The sequence below is a fragment of the Aurantimonas litoralis genome (assembly GCF_026153195.1).
Taxonomy (GTDB): Bacteria; Pseudomonadota; Alphaproteobacteria; order Rhizobiales; family Rhizobiaceae; genus Aurantimonas; species Aurantimonas coralicida.
The window spans coordinates 275,061-289,283 of sequence record NZ_JAPFBM010000001.1 but is presented as its reverse complement, the minus strand read 5'-3'; the positions used below and the strand labels follow the sequence as shown (position 1 = coordinate 289,283).

General features: G+C 67.4%; 14 protein-coding genes. 8 read left to right on the top strand and 6 right to left on the bottom strand.

The window, feature by feature from the left end; all coding sequences use genetic code 11:
- Positions 1–26 precede the first annotated feature (26 nt).
- The 4 genes from N7I30_RS01460 to N7I30_RS01445 all read left to right on the top strand — a co-directional run bounded on the left by N7I30_RS01460 (position 27) and on the right by N7I30_RS01445 (position 3,762).
- The gene (locus tag N7I30_RS01460) at positions 27–800 is read left to right on the top strand and encodes an ABC transporter ATP-binding protein (RefSeq protein ID WP_009210368.1); all 774 of its coding nucleotides are present in this window, start codon (positions 27–29) and stop codon (positions 798–800) included.
- Between the two features lie 9 nt (positions 801–809).
- Complete coding sequence (locus N7I30_RS01455) at positions 810–1,760, top strand: ABC transporter permease (RefSeq protein WP_187390831.1); 951 nt, start codon at positions 810–812, stop codon at positions 1,758–1,760.
- Positions 1,761–1,825: 65 nt separating this feature from the next.
- A complete protein-coding gene (locus N7I30_RS01450; protein ID WP_498637091.1) occupies positions 1,826–2,731 on the top strand; it encodes an ABC transporter permease in 906 nt (301 codons plus the stop codon).
- Positions 2,732–2,766: 35 nt separating this feature from the next.
- The gene (locus tag N7I30_RS01445; protein WP_498636183.1) at positions 2,767–3,762 is read left to right on the top strand and encodes an ABC transporter substrate-binding protein; all 996 of its coding nucleotides are present in this window, start codon (positions 2,767–2,769) and stop codon (positions 3,760–3,762) included.
- 96 nt (positions 3,763–3,858) lie between these two features.
- On the opposite strand, the gene N7I30_RS01440 is transcribed toward N7I30_RS01445, so the two are convergent.
- The 6 genes from N7I30_RS01440 to N7I30_RS01415 all read right to left on the bottom strand — a co-directional run bounded on the left by N7I30_RS01440 (position 3,859) and on the right by N7I30_RS01415 (position 11,483).
- Positions 3,859–7,065, bottom strand: coding sequence for an efflux RND transporter permease subunit (locus tag N7I30_RS01440; protein ID WP_498636181.1), 3,207 nt, complete (start codon positions 7,063–7,065; stop codon positions 3,859–3,861).
- Complete coding sequence (locus N7I30_RS01435) at positions 7,062–8,615, bottom strand: efflux RND transporter periplasmic adaptor subunit (RefSeq protein ID WP_498636179.1); 1,554 nt, start codon at positions 8,613–8,615, stop codon at positions 7,062–7,064. Before N7I30_RS01435 ends, N7I30_RS01440 begins: the two co-directional genes overlap by 4 nt.
- Positions 8,612–9,130, bottom strand: a complete 519-nt coding sequence (locus N7I30_RS01430; RefSeq protein WP_498636176.1) for a GbsR/MarR family transcriptional regulator — start codon at positions 9,128–9,130, stop codon at positions 8,612–8,614. Before N7I30_RS01430 ends, N7I30_RS01435 begins: the two co-directional genes overlap by 4 nt.
- A 90-nt stretch (positions 9,131–9,220) precedes the next feature.
- Complete coding sequence (fliI, locus tag N7I30_RS01425) at positions 9,221–10,594, bottom strand: flagellar protein export ATPase FliI (protein ID WP_024350302.1); 1,374 nt, start codon at positions 10,592–10,594, stop codon at positions 9,221–9,223.
- Positions 10,591–11,316, bottom strand: a complete 726-nt coding sequence (gene flgF, locus N7I30_RS01420; protein ID WP_009210361.1) for a flagellar basal-body rod protein FlgF — start codon at positions 11,314–11,316, stop codon at positions 10,591–10,593. The genes fliI and flgF overlap by 4 nt, the downstream gene beginning before the upstream one ends.
- A 2-nt stretch (positions 11,317–11,318) precedes the next feature.
- Complete coding sequence (locus N7I30_RS01415; protein ID WP_498636173.1) at positions 11,319–11,483, bottom strand: hypothetical protein; 165 nt, start codon at positions 11,481–11,483, stop codon at positions 11,319–11,321.
- Between the two features lie 180 nt (positions 11,484–11,663).
- On the opposite strand from N7I30_RS01415, the gene motA reads away from it, so the two are divergent.
- From motA to fliN, 4 genes are all read left to right on the top strand, one after another.
- Complete coding sequence (motA, locus tag N7I30_RS01410) at positions 11,664–12,521, top strand: flagellar motor stator protein MotA (RefSeq protein WP_024350303.1); 858 nt, start codon at positions 11,664–11,666, stop codon at positions 12,519–12,521.
- Positions 12,522–12,525: 4 nt separating this feature from the next.
- Positions 12,526–13,461 carry a FliM/FliN family flagellar motor switch protein gene (locus N7I30_RS01405; protein WP_498636170.1) on the top strand — a complete coding sequence of 312 codons (936 nt, stop codon included), beginning with the start codon at positions 12,526–12,528 and terminating at the stop codon, positions 13,459–13,461.
- Positions 13,442–13,816: a hypothetical protein gene (locus N7I30_RS01400; RefSeq protein ID WP_498636168.1), complete on the top strand. Its 375-nt coding sequence runs from the start codon at positions 13,442–13,444 to the stop codon at positions 13,814–13,816. The genes N7I30_RS01405 and N7I30_RS01400 overlap by 20 nt, the downstream gene beginning before the upstream one ends.
- Positions 13,817–13,890: 74 nt before the next feature.
- The gene (fliN, locus tag N7I30_RS01395; protein WP_024350306.1) at positions 13,891–14,220 is read left to right on the top strand and encodes a flagellar motor switch protein FliN; all 330 of its coding nucleotides are present in this window, start codon (positions 13,891–13,893) and stop codon (positions 14,218–14,220) included.
- The last annotated feature ends 3 nt before the right edge of the window (positions 14,221–14,223 follow it).

Here is a 14,223-nt window from a genome sequence, read left to right as displayed (position 1 = left end):
GAGGTGGCGGTGAGTAAAGGCGCAACGTGAACGTCATCGAAGCCCGCAATCTCGACCTCGTCTTTGAGACCGCCGACACGCCGGTCCATGCGCTGAAGGGCATCGACCTCACCGTGAACAGCGGCGAGTTCGTCTCCTTCATCGGGCCGTCCGGCTGCGGCAAGACCACGCTCTTGCGCGTCATCGCCGATCTGGAGCAGCCGACCGGCGGATCGATCTCGGTCAACGGCATGACGCCCGATCAGGCGCGTCAGGCGCGGGCCTATGGCTATGTCTTCCAGGCCGCGGCGCTCTATCCGTGGCGCACCATCGAGAAGAACGTCGCGCTGCCACTGGAGATCATGGGCTTCGACCGGGCCGAGCGGAAACGCCGGATCGACGCCAATCTCGAACTGGTCGGCCTTGCCGGCTTCGGCCGCAAATATCCCTGGCAATTGTCCGGCGGCATGCAGCAGCGGGCATCGATCGCCCGCGCCCTGTGCTTCGACCCGGACCTCCTCCTGATGGACGAACCCTTCGGCGCGCTCGACGAAATCGTCCGCGACCATCTCAACGAGGAACTGCTGAAGCTCTGGGCCAAGACGCAGAAGACCGTCGTCTTCGTCACCCATTCGATCCCCGAAGCGGTGTTCCTGTCGACACGGATCGTGGTGATGAGCCCGCGCCCCGGCCGTATTCATGAGATCATCGACTGCGATCTCGGGCCGGACCGTCCCCTCGACATTCGCGACACGCCGGAATTCCTCGCCATCGCCCACAGGGTGCGCGAGGGACTGCGGGCAGGGCACGGCTATGACTGAGCGGTACCGATGACGCCGCCGTCGACACCCATCGCCGAGCCGGGCGCCGCTATCGGCTATGCCGGTCCGCTGCGACGGCTCGGGCGGCGCATGCGTGACGGACGGACCGTGCCGGTTCTGACCGTCGTGCTGGCGATCCTCGCCATCTGGTATCTCGCCGCGATCGGCATGAACTGGGCGACCGAGACGGTGAAGCTGGAGCGCGCCGGCGAGGCCTATGGCGCCCTCGACACAGTCGCCGCCACCTGGTCGGCGGAGCGGCCGGTGCTGCCGGCGCCGCATCAGATCGTCGTGGAAATCTGGAACTCCACGGTCGGGGTGAAACCCTCCTCACCGCGTTCGCTGCTCTACCACGCCTGGGTGACGCTCTCCTCGACGCTGCTCGGCTTCCTCATCGGCACCGCCCTGGGCGTGCTCTTGGCCGTCGGCATCCTCAATTCGCGCACGCTCGACAAGAGCCTGATGCCCTGGATCATCGCCTCGCAGACCATCCCGATCCTCGCCATCGCGCCGATGGTGATCGTTGTCCTCAATTCCGTCGGCGTGACCGGCCTTCTGCCCAAGGCGATCATCTCCACCTATCTGTCCTTCTTCCCGGTCGCGGTCGGCATGGTGAAGGGGCTGCGCTCGCCCGACGCGATGTTGATCGACCTGATGCACACCTATTCGGCAACCCGGCGCCAGACCCTGGTCAAGCTGCGCTGGCCGGCCTCCATGCCGTTCCTGTTCACCTCTATGAAAGTCGCCGTGGCGGCGGCTCTCGTCGGCGCCATCGTCGGCGAATTGCCGACCGGCGCGGTCGCCGGTCTCGGCGCGCGGCTTCTGGCCGGCTCCTATTATGGCCAGACCATCCAGATCTGGTCGGCGCTCGTCGCCGCCGCGATCATGGCGGGCGTCCTCGTCTGGCTGATCGGGCTCGGGGAGAAGGCCTCGCTCAAGCGCATGGGGGCCCGGCCATGAGCGCCGCGCGGAACGGCGCCGGCCCCGGTCCCGGCGCGATCGCCCTGACCGGTGGCCTTGCGGCGATGGCGGCGATCGCCGCTCTGGCGCTGCTCGGCGTGGACCAGCGCGGCCCGCTTCTGATCCTGGCGATCCTTGCCTTCTGGGCCGCCTCCTGGCGGCTGACCGTCAGTCTCGCCGCGATCGAACCGCGGGGGCGGGCAGGGCACGTCGCGCTCCAGGTACTCATCCCGGTCGTCTTCGGCGTCTCGCTGCTGTTCCTCTGGGAGTTCGTGGTGCGGGCGCTGCAGGTGCCGATCGTGCTCCTGCCTGCCCCGTCCGACATCGGTGTCAGGATCGCCAACTCGCTGCCGATCTTGTGGGTCGACTTCGTTCAGACCTTCCTGAAGGCGGTGGTGGCGGGTTACGTCATCGGCTGTGCCAGCGGCTTCGCCGTCGCGGTGCTGGTCGATCGCTCGTCCTTCCTCAAGCGCGGCCTCCTGCCGGTCGGCAACCTCGTCTCGGCGCTGCCCATCGTCGGCGTCGCGCCGATCATGGTGATGTGGTTCGGCTTCGACTGGCCCTCCAAGGCCGCCGTGGTCGTGGTGATGACCTTCTTCCCCATGCTGGTGAACACCGTCGCCGGCCTCTCTGCGGCCGGGGCGATGGAACGCGACCTGATGCGCACCTATGCCGCCGGACCCTGGCAGAGCCTTCTGAAGCTGCGGCTGCCGGCGGCCATGCCCTTCGTCTTCAACGCGCTGAAGATCAACTCGACCCTCGCCCTGATCGGTGCAATCGTGGCGGAGTTCTTCGGCACGCCGATCGTCGGCATGGGCTTTCGCATCTCGGCCGAGATCGGCCGGATGAACACCGACATGGTCTGGGCCGAGATCGCGGTCGCCGCGCTCGCCGGCTCGCTGACCTATGGCATTCTGTCCGTCATCGAGCGGATCACGACCTTCTGGCATCCGTCCTACCGCAAGGGCTAGGCGGCGACGCAACGCAGCAGCAAAGGAGAATGCGCATGAGGAAGCTACTGGCAGGCGCCACGGTGGCGTTGGCAGGTCTTGGTCTGGCGATGCCCGCAATGGCGCAGGATGCGCTGACGCTGCAGCTCAAATGGGTCACCCAGGCGCAGTTCGCCGGCTATTACGTCGCCAAGGAGAAGGGTTTCTACGAGGAGGCCGATCTCGACGTCACCATCAAGCCGGGCGGGCCCGATATCGCTCCGGTCCAGGTGCTGGCCGGTGGCGGTGCCGACATCGTCGTCGACTGGATGCCGTCGGCGCTGGCCGCCCGCGAAAAGGGTGTCGCGCTGGTCAACATCGCGCAGCCCTTCGAGCGCTCGGGCATGATGCTGACCTGTCGCAAGGAGACCGGCATCGAGAAGCCTGCCGACTTCAAGGGCAAGACCCTCGGCGTCTGGTTCTCGGGCAACGAATATCCCTTCCTGTCCTGGATGTCGCAGCTCGGCCTGTCGACCGAAGGCGGCGACGAGGGCGTCACCGTCATCAAGCAGGGCTTCAATGTCGACCCGCTGATCCAGAAGCAGGCCGACTGCATCTCCACCATGACCTACAACGAATACGGCCAGGTTCTGGACGCCGGCATTCCGGCCGAGGAACTGGTTGTGTTCAACTACACCGACCAGGGCGTCGCGACGCTCGAGGATGGCCTCTATGTCCTCGAGGAGGACCTGCAGAAGCCGGAGATGGTGGATGCCTATGCCCGCTTCGTGAAGGCGTCGATGAAGGGGTGGTCCTATGCGGCCGAAAACCCGGAAGAGGCGGCCGAGATTGTTCTCGACAACGACATGACCGGCGCCCAGACCATGGCGCACCAGACCTTCATGATGGGCGAGATCGCCAAGCTCCTCGGTGACGACGGCGCGCTCGAGACGGCGGCGGCCGACAACACCGTCGGTGTCCTGATGTCGGGCGGCTCCGACCCGGTGATCACCAAGGAGCCCGAGGGCGCCTGGACCAGCGTCGTCACCGACAAGGCTGCCGAGATGGAGTGACCGCCTGCCGGTCAGTGCAGACAAGCGAAAGGCCGGGGCATGTCCCCGGCCTTTCTGCATGTTGAAGCCGCGGCGACGCCACGGGTTGCGGCGGCGTCAGGCGGGGGCGGGCGCGGCGCTTGCCGGCGCCGGCGCGTGCTTGGCCAGCGGATCGCCGATGAGCGGGCTCGGCACGTCCTCGCCACGCTTGCGCTTGAACCAGGCGACCAGGCATTCGCCCAGCATCAGCATGGCCGGGGTCAGCACCAGCGTCAGCACCGTCGCGAAGGTCAGGCCGCCGGCGATGGCGCTCGACAGCTCCGTCCACCACTGGGTCGAGGGCGCTCCGAACGCCATGGTGCGGTGGATGAAGTCGATATTGACGCCGATCACCATCGGCATCAGCCCGAGAACGGTGGTGATCGAGGTCAGGAACACCGGCCGCAGACGCTGGGCGCCGGTGCGCAGCAGCGCTTCCAGCGGCGGCTGGCCTGAGCGCCGCAGGTCGTTGTAGGTGTCGATCAGGACGATGTTGTTGTTGACCACGATGCCGGCCAGCGCGATCACGCCGATGCCGCCCATCACCACGCCGAACGGGCGTCCGGTGAGGAGCAGGCCGTAGAACACCCCGGCCGTCGAGAAGACGATGGCGCTCATCACAAGGATGGCCTGGTAGATCGAGTTGAACTGGGTCACCAGCACCAGGAACATCAGGAAGATCGCCGCACCGAAGGCGCCGGCGAGGAAGCTCATCGCTTCCGCCTGGTCCTCCGCCTCGCCGCCGAAGCGGAAATCGACGCCGGGCGGCAGGCTGGCCTGTTCCAGCGCCTGCCGCAGGGCGACGATCTGGTCGTTGACCAGCAGACCCTCGGCGACATCCGCCTCCACCGCCATGACCCGGCGCTGGTCGATGCGGATGATCGTGCCGACCTTGGGCGCCGGCTTGAAGGAGACGAAGTTGCGGATCGGCACGAGCCCCTGCGCGGTGGGGATCCTCAGATCCTGCAACCGCTCCAGCGTCCGGTCGCCGGCCGGGAAGCGAACGCGGATCGGCACCTCGCCGTCGCCGCCGGCATCCTCGGGCCGATAGTTGGAGACCTCGATCCCGGCGGTCAGCAGCCGGACGGCCTGGCCGAGCAGCGAGACGTCGGCGCCGTAGCGCGCGGCCTCCTCGCGGTTGACCTGCAGCTGCCACTCGACGCCGGGCAGGGGGCGCGTGTCGGTGACGTTGGTGAAGCCGCCGATCTCCTCCATCAGCCCGCGGGCCGTGGCGATGCCGTCGGCCAGCGTGTCCAGCGATGGGCCGAGCAGCTTGAGATTGACCGGCTTGCCGCTGGCCGGGCCGTTCTGTTCCTGCTGCACCTGGACGGTGATGCCGGGAATGTCGGCGACCCGGGCGCGGATGTCGTCGAAGATTGCGGTCGCCTTGCGCCGCTGATCCCATTCGTCGAGCTCGAGCTGGACGGTGCCGATGACGTCGGCGCCGACCTGCCGGGCGCCGCCCTCGCTCAGCGTGCGGGCATAGACGGTCTGCACCTCCTCCATGCCGAGCAGCCGGTTCTCGACCCGGCGCACCAGCGCGTCGCGCTCGAAGATCGAGAAATTGTCGCGGGCACGGATCTGTACCTGGGCAAATTCCGGCTCGATCGACGGGAAGAACTCGACGCCCTTGCCGTGCTGCGAATAGCCGTAGAAGGCGCCGACGAGCAGGACGGTGGCGATGACGAGCGTGGCGAAGGGCGCCTTCACGGCGCTGCGCAGGACGCGCAGATAGGTGCCGGTCCAGCCGCCGATCTGCGACATGTCTCCGGTCTCGGCGGCCTCGATGGCCGCGCGCTGGCGCGCCGGCATCGGCTGGGCCTTGCCGATCATGCCGCCGAGGACGGGGATGAAGACCAGCGCCATGAACAGCGACGCGGTGAGGGTGATCATCACCGTAATCGGCAGGAATTTCATGAACTCGCCGACGATCCCGCTCCAGAACAGCAGCGGCAGGAACACAGCGAGCGTCGTGACCGTCGAGGCGATGATCGGCCAGGCCATGCGCTTGGCCGCCTGGCGATAGGCGTCGCGCGGGGAGGCGCCTTCCAGAAGCCGCCGGTCGGCGAGCTCGGTGGTGACGATGGCGCCGTCGACCAGCATGCCGACCACGAGGATCAGCGAGAACAGGACGATGATGTTCATCGTGTAGCCGGCGAGCCAGAGTATCGCGATGCCGGCCAGGAAGGAGCCCGGGATCGACAGGCCGACCAGCACCGAGGTGCGGAAGCCGAGCGCCGCGACGATGACGATCATCACCAGGACGATGGCCGAGATGACGTTGTTCTCCAGGTCGCCGAGCATGGTCTTCACCTGCTCGGACTCGTCCTGCAGGTAGCGCACGCTGACGGTCTCGGGCCAGGCTTCCTTCTGGCGCGCGACCACCTCGCGGACGGCGTCCACGGTCTCGATGATGTTGGCGCCCGAGCGCTTCTTCACTTCCAGCGCCAGCGACGGTTCGCCGTCGATGCGGGCAAAGCCCTCCGGGTCCTCGAAGGTGCGCCGTGCAATGGCGACGTCCTTGAAGGTCAGCACCGTCGAGCCGTCGACCTTGATCGGCAGGTCGAGCACGTCCTGCGCATCCTCGATCAGGCCGGGCACCTTGAGGACGATGCGTCCGGCCCCGGTGTCGAGCGCGCCGGCTGCGATCAGCCGGTTGTTGCGGCTGATCTGGCTGACCAGTTCGTCGAAGGACAGGTTGTAGGTCTCGAAGACCGTGGGGTCGATCAGGACCTCCATCAGCTCTTCGCGCTCGCCGCCGATGTCGATCTCCAGAACACCCGACAGGGCTTCCAGATCGTCCTTGAGGTCGCTGGCGATGTTGACCAGCGAGCGTTCGGGGATCGGCCCGGACAGGACGACGGTCAGGATGGGGAACAGCGAGGTGTTCACCTCGGTGACCACCGGCTCGTCGACCTCGGCCGGCATGTTCGGCTTGGCGCGGTCGACGGCGTCCTTGACGTCAGTCAGCGCCTCGTCGGCGTCGAAGCCCGCCTCGAATTTCAGCTGCACCGAGGCGAAGCCCTCGGAAGCGTGCGCCTCCATCTCGTCGAGCCCGGAGAGGGACGACAGTTCGGTCTCCAGCGGCCGCACCAGCAGACGCTCGCTGTCCTCCGGCGAGATGCCTTCCAGCACCGCGCTCACATACATCACCGGGATCGGGATGTCGGGCGAGGATTCCTTCGGGATCGCCTGATAGCCGGCGACGCCGGCGATCAGCACCAGGATGAGGAACAGAAGGACCGTGCGCGACCGGTCGAAGGCGGCGTCGATGAGGGCTCTCACTGGCCCGTCTCCGCGGCGTCGTCGAGAAGCAGCGCGCCCGCCAGCGCCGGCGTTACTTCGCCGGTGACCTCCATGCCGTTGTCGCGCTGATAGGCGCGGATCGCCGCACGGGTCGATGCGCCGAGAACGCCGTCGACGGTGCCGGGCGAATAGCCGAGCGTCTCCAGCCGCTGCTGTAGCGCCCGCACTGGCAGGGCCTCCAGCGACGCTTCGATCTCGGCGGCGGTCTGCGGGGCGATCGAAGCGGTCTCCGTGCTCTCTTCGGTGGTCGCGGCCTCCGGCATGTCGGCGTCGATATCGCCCTGCGCCACGATCCCGCCGTCGCCCTGTTCCTGTTCGCTGGCCGTCTCGCCGACGATGTCGGGGGCCGGCTCGGGAAGCTCGACCTGCGGATCCGTTGCCGTCTCCGGCTCGCCCGGCTTACCCGGTTCGGGCGCAACCACGCGCACGGTCTCGCCGGCCGCGACGAAGCCCTGGCCCACCGAAATGATGCGCAGCTCTTCGGGCAGTCCGCTCACCCAGATGCCGTCGGTCTCGGCGCGCACCAGTTCGATCGGGTGGAAGCTGACGACGTCGTCTTCGCCGACGGCCTTCACGCCAAGCGTGCCGTCCGGGCCGAGCGCCAGAAGGGCCGCCGAGATGAAATGCGCCGGCGTCTCGCCGGTGGGGATGCGGACCTGCGCCGAAATGCCGGCCGGGATGTCGCGGTCGGGATTTTTGACCACGACCTCCACCGGGAAGGTCCGGGTGGCGGTATCGGCATTGGCCGCGATGTAGCGCACGGTGCCTTCGCGCGCCTCGCCGGTGATGAAGGTGACGGCGGCCGGCTGGCCGACCCGGACCTTGCCGACATTCTGCTGGGCGATCTGTACGTCGACGGTCAGGGGATCGATGTCAATCTGCTGGCCGATCTCGGCGCTGGCGGCGACGAATTCGCCGAGATCGAGGTCGAAGGCGTCGAGAACGCCGGTGATCGGCGCGCGGATCTCGGTGTCGCCGGTGGTCTGCCGGATCGCCGCCAGTGCCGCCTTGGCGCTGGCGAGTTCGGCTTGGGCGGCCTCGACTTCGGCGGCGGTCGAATAGCCGCGATCGGCCAGGCCCGAAACCCGGTCGTACTCGCCCTGGCGGCGCGACAGCTCGGCCTCGGCCTGCGCGACCTGGGCGCTGCGGTCGTCGAGCGCGATCCGTGCGATCAGCGTGCCTTCCTCGAGGAAATCGCCCTTGGCGACGAGCACCTCTTCCACCGTGCCGCCGACCTTGGCTCGCACCGGAGTGATGCGGTCGGGCGAGACCTGACCCTCGGCGGCGACGAACTGGGTCACCGCCTTGGCGGTCGAGGCGAAGGCCTCGACGGTGAAGGGCTGCTGCTGGCGCGCCTGCGGGGCCGGGGCGGTGTCTTCGGCAGGGTAGAGATAGCCCGAGCCCATCCACGCCACGAGGGCGAGAACGAAGAGGGTCGCCAGCCAGCCGGCATAGGACCTTGGTTCCCTGGCGGGGGGCGCGGTGTCGGCGGCCGGTGTCTGCGTCCGGTTTTCGTCGGTGCTGGTCATCGGTCGTCCGGGGTTTGCGCGGGCACAGGCTGATCGGCGAGGCGCGCGGCGATGTCGGCAAAGGCGGAGACCGACGTTTCGAAGAACTGGCGTGCCTCGTCGAGCCGGGCGCGCTCGACGGCAGCGTCGCCGGGCAGGGCATCGGCGGTCTCGGCAAGGGTGGCGAGCATGTCCTGCATCCGCGCGATGATGCCGCGCATCATGTTCGCATAAGGGCGCTCGGCGAGGCGGAAGAAGTCCTGGCGCTCACCCGGAACGGCCATCCGCTCGATCAGCCCCTTGCTTTCGAGGAGCCGGGCATTGGTCGAGATCGAACCGCGGCTGACGCCGAGCGTCTCGGCCAGCGCGCCGAAGCTCACCGGTTCGGGCGCGAGGATCAGATAGCCAAACAGACGGCCCGCAATCCGCGGCAGCCCTTCCACTTCAAGATGGTGGCCCATGCGGTCGACGAAATGCGCGCGCACGGCGCTGCCGTCGCCGGCCGGGACGGACTGGTGATCGAGGACGATGTTCATCCGGCGCAGATACGTGCGCCGGGTCGTTCAATCAAGACTGAACGAAGACAAATCGTTCAGCTATGGCTGAATGTCACACAAAGGGGCCGATCAGCCGGCGGCGGGCTTGCCCGGCCCTGCGGGCACGACCGGAGCGGGCGGCTGGAAGCTCTTCTTCAGCCGCGCGCTCAGATCCTCGAAGGGCTGCTTGCAGGGCCCTTCCTCCGGATGCTGGACGAGATGCTCGTAGACATGCGGCACCAGATCGACGGCCTGGTCGAGCGTCTGGTCGCTGCCCCGCTGATAGCCGCCGAGAAGACGCAGATCCCGCGTGTCCTCGTAGCGCGAGATCATGCTGCGCAGGCGGCTGACGAGCTCGCGCTCCTGCGGGTTCCAGGCCCGGTCGGCGAGGCGCGAGATCGATTTCAGGACGTCCACCGCCGGGAAACGGCCCTGTTCGGCAATCGCGCGGTCCAGCACGATATGGCCGTCCAGAGTACCGCGGATGGCGTCGGCGATGGGATCGTTGTGATCGTCGCCGTCGACCAGCACCGAGAAGATGCCGGTGATCGAGCCGGAGCCTTCGAGCCCCGGTCCGGCGCGCTCCAGGAGCTGCGGCAGTTCGGAGAAGACGCTCGGCGGATAGCCGCGCGCAACCGGCGGCTCGCCGGCGGCAAGGGCGACGTCGCGGGCGGCATGGGCGAGGCGGGTGACGCTGTCGACGATCAAGAGGACGCTGTCGCCCCGGTCGCGGAAATACTCGGCGACGCTGGTGGCGGTGCGCGGCGCCAGGCGCCGCATCATCGGGCTCTCGTCGCCGGTGGCGACGATGGTGACGACCTTGGACAGATTGCCGGCCATGGTCTCTTCGAGGAATTCGCGCACTTCGCGGCCACGCTCGCCGACCAGGGCGACCACCACCGTGTCGAAGCCCTTGGCGCGCGCCAGCATGCTCATCAGCGTCGACTTGCCGACGCCGGAACCGGCGAAGATGCCGATGCGCTGGCCGCGGACGAGCGGCGTGAAGATGTCGAGGGCGCGCACGCCGGTGGCGACGGGCTTGCCGGTGCGGCCACGCTGCATGGCGGGAAGCGGCGGCGCGTCGGCGCGGCGCGGATCGTCGCCTTCGGTTACCGGTCCCTTGCCGTCGGTCGGTCGGCCGAAGGCGTCGAGAACGCGGCCTTTCCAGCTGCGCGAGGGGGAGACCATGAAGGGCCCGATCTGACGGGCCGGCGCCTTGACGCCGCGCACGAAGCGGTTGGCGAAGGGTTTGACGGTCAGGCTGCCCTGCTCGATGCGCACCACTTCGCCGATGGCGTCGCCATCATCGCCCGGACAGGCAATGCGGTCGCCCAGCCGCACGAAGGGCGAGAGGCCCGCGACGCGAAACGCCTGTGGCGAGACATCGATGATATGGCCGGTGATCGACAGGCAATGATCGTCGAGCCGGGTCTGGCCGGAACCGGAGGTCGGCGCAGCCGTCACGAGTTCGTCCCGAGCGTCTTGACCGCGTCATCCAGCGTGCGCTCCGAGCTCTGCACGAGGTTGGACGCGTTCTCGAAGGCGCGCTGCAGGGAGATCAGCCGGCTGATCTCGAGCATCGGATTGACGTTCGAGCCTTCCTGGAAGCCCTGAATCACGCCGACATCGGCGAATTCGACGATCGGCACGGCGGCGCGATCCGGGATCAGGCCGGAATTCTCGAAGCGCGTCAGCTTGGCGCCGGCCGGCAGCTGGAACAGGCCGACGGCGCCAGCCTGGGCGCCGTTCTGGGTGATCATGCCGTCGCGGGTGATGGTCACCGGGCCGGCATTCGGATCGACCTGCAGCGGCGCGCCGCCGACATCGACGAGCGGATAGCCGCTGATCGTCTCGACCATGCCCTGGGCATTGATCCGCATGCGGCCGTCGCGGGTGTAGACCGGCCCGTTCGGCCCCTGGAAGGCGAAGAAGGCGTCGCCGTCCACGGCCATGTCCAGCGGGTTGCCCGTCTGGGTCATCTCGCCGGAGCGGGTGGAGAAATAGGTGGTGCCCTCGGAGGCGAAGGAGACCGGCTCGGGCGCGCTGAGCGAGATCAGCTCCTCGAACTTGATCTCCTCGGCGCGAAAGCCCGTCGTGCGCGAATTGGCGACGTTGTGGGCAATGGTGTCGAGGCGCTTCGACATGGCGAGCTGCGCCGACAGGGCGACTGGAAGAGCAGTTTCCATCGTCAGATATCCCGACTGTCTTGGAGGAGACCGGAAGTGGCGGCCGAACCGGCGGACAGGGCCGACCGGTCAAGAACGCGCTCGATGCGGGCCCGTCCGGCCATGCGGACGATGGCACCGGCCATATCGCGGCGCTTGAGGGTCGATCGGTTGGTTGCGGCCGACATACGGGCCTCCGGTAGAAGAATGTATGCCGTGAAAATCCGGGCTCACCCTTGCGCCAGCCTGTCGCCACGCGCCGCTCAAGCCCGATCCGGCCGCCAGCGCCGCCGGATTGCTGCGGGGGCAAGGCTCGCACAAGCGGTACTTCCTACCGGTGGTCTGCAACATTCGCATTCGGGGGCCGCATGGGCATTGTAGTCGGACTGATCGTCACCTTGAGCTGCCTTCTCGGCGGCTTCGTCGCCATGGGTGGCCATCTCGGCGTTCTCGTGCAGCCGTTCGAGTACGTCATCATTCTCGGGTCTTCGATCGGAACCTTCCTGGTCGCCAACCCCACCAAGGTGGTCAAGGACACCGGCAAGGCGGTCAAGGAAGCCTTCGCCAACAAGGTGCCCACGCAGAACGACTATCTGAAGGTGCTGGCACTCCTGCATCAGCTGATGCGCGAGATGCGCTCCAAGTCGCGCGGCGAGGTCGAGGCGCATATCGACGAGCCGAAGGAGTCGCCGATCTTCCAGGCCTATCCGGAGCTGATGAAGGACGAGTCGCTCGTCCACTTCATCTGCGACTATTGCCGCCTCATCATCATCGGCAACGCTCGTCCGCACGAGATCGAGGCGCTGATGGAAGAAGAGATCCAGACGATCTCCTCGGACCGGCTCAAGCCCAAGCACGCGCTCCAGGACATGGCCGACGGCCTGCCGGCACTGGGCATCGTCGCCGCCGTTCTCGGCGTCATCAAGGCCATGGGCGCGCTCGACCAGTCGCCGGAAGTGCTCGGTCACCTGATCGGCGCGGCCCTCGTCGGCACCTTCGCCGGCATCTTCTTCTCCTATGGCGTGGTCGGCCCGGTCGCCACCAAGGTGAAGTCGGTGCGCGAGAAGAACATCCGCGTCTTCGTCATCGTGCGCTCCACGCTGATCGCCTACATGAACGGCGCCATCCCGCAGGTCGCCCTCGAATACGGCCGCAAGACCATCTCTGCCTACGACCGCCCGTCCATCGACCAGGTCGAGACCGAGACCATCGGCGGTGGAGCCTGATCCGATGAGCCAGACCGAACAGATCAGCGGTGCGGATGTCGGCGAACGCCTTCGCAATGCCGCCGAATTCGAACCCCGGCGCCTGCAGCGCCTCAAGCACATGGCCGAGACCTGGGCCGCCTCGGCCGCGACCAAGATCTCCGCGATCGCCGGCGCGAGCCTCGACCTGACGCTTCGCGAGGTGGAGTCGGATTTCGGTCCCGAGCTCGACGAGGCCGAAGACGACGGCACCATGTACGCGCCATTGTCTTCGCCGCGTTTTCGCAGCCCCGGCTATGCGATGCTCGACCACGAGGCGCTCGAGGCCCTGATCTCCGCGCTCTTCGCCGCCGAGCCGTCACCGCCGGGAACCCCGCCGCGCACGCCGACCGATCTCGACCGCAGCATCGTCAAGCTGGGGCTGGCGACCATCGCCGACTCCGCATTGTCGGTGTTCGAGATGATCGGCGAGTTGCGTCTGTCGGTGGGCAACATCATCAACGCGGCCGAACTCGGCGAACAGCTGGCCGGCGAGACCGACCGGTTCATCCTGTTCCGCTTCGATCTGACGGTCGCCTCGCTGTCGACGACCATCACCTTCGCGCTGCCGGGCGCGCTCTTCGCACCGCATCTCCGCTTCCTGCGCGAGCCGCCGAAGATGCCGCCGCCGGATCGCGAGGAGAGCTGGTCGAACGCCATCAAGGAAAGCTTCGCCAAGAGCGATCTTCGTCTCAGTGCCATCGTCACCAAGAAGAAGATCGACCTGGGAACGATCGCCGGCTTCGCCGTTGGCGACACCATTCCGCTGGATGTCAGCGCGAACAGCCTGATCGCCATCGAATGCGAGGACCAGCCGCTGTTCCGCGCCCATATGGGCCGGTCGCGCGATTCCTACGTCGTCCGCATCGAAGAGCGCATCGACCCCGCCGAGGAGTTTATTGATGATATCCTATCTGCTTGATTTCGCTCTCGTCGTGGCGCTGGTCGTGACGGCGTTCCGCTGCACCCGCATGCAGCGCGAGCTGCGGACGCTGCGCTCCTCGGAAAGCGTGCTCTCCACCTCGCTGGCACAGGCCGATGCCTCGATCACCCGCGCCGCCGAAGTGGTGGTCGGGCTCAAGCACGAGGGCGTCGAGACGCTGCGCCGCCTGGAATTCCGGATTGCCGAAGCCGACGACGCCGCCGACCGGCTCGACCGGCTGGTCGCCGAGGCGGACGCCCTGCCGCGCCGTGCGGAGGCCGGCCGCGTCCATCGCGTCCTGCCGCCGGCAGGCGAATGGACCGATCGCAGGCTTCACGCCAGTCTGGCCGGCTAAATCGGATTGATCACTCCCGTGTGACACGGCCCCCGCATGATGCGGACGGCTGAAGACCCAAGGACGAAAACGCCATGACCGACGACAACTTCGCCACCAGCAGCGCTGACCTGGGCACCGGCCGGATGGATCTGGACCTGGTGAAGGATCTGCAGGTCACGATGCACATCGTGCTCGGCTCGACCAGCATGACCGTCGCCGAAGTGCTCGACCTGGGTCGTGGCGCGGTGGTCAAGCTGGAGAGCAAGGTCGGCGATCCGGTCGACGTGATCATCAACGGTCGTGTCATCGCCCGCGGCGAGATCGTCGTCCTCGACAACGACGAGCAGCGCTTCGGCGTCACCCTCACCGAGGTCGCCAAGCCGGGCGCGCGCATTGCCGCCAAGAACCAGCGGGCAGCCTGACGA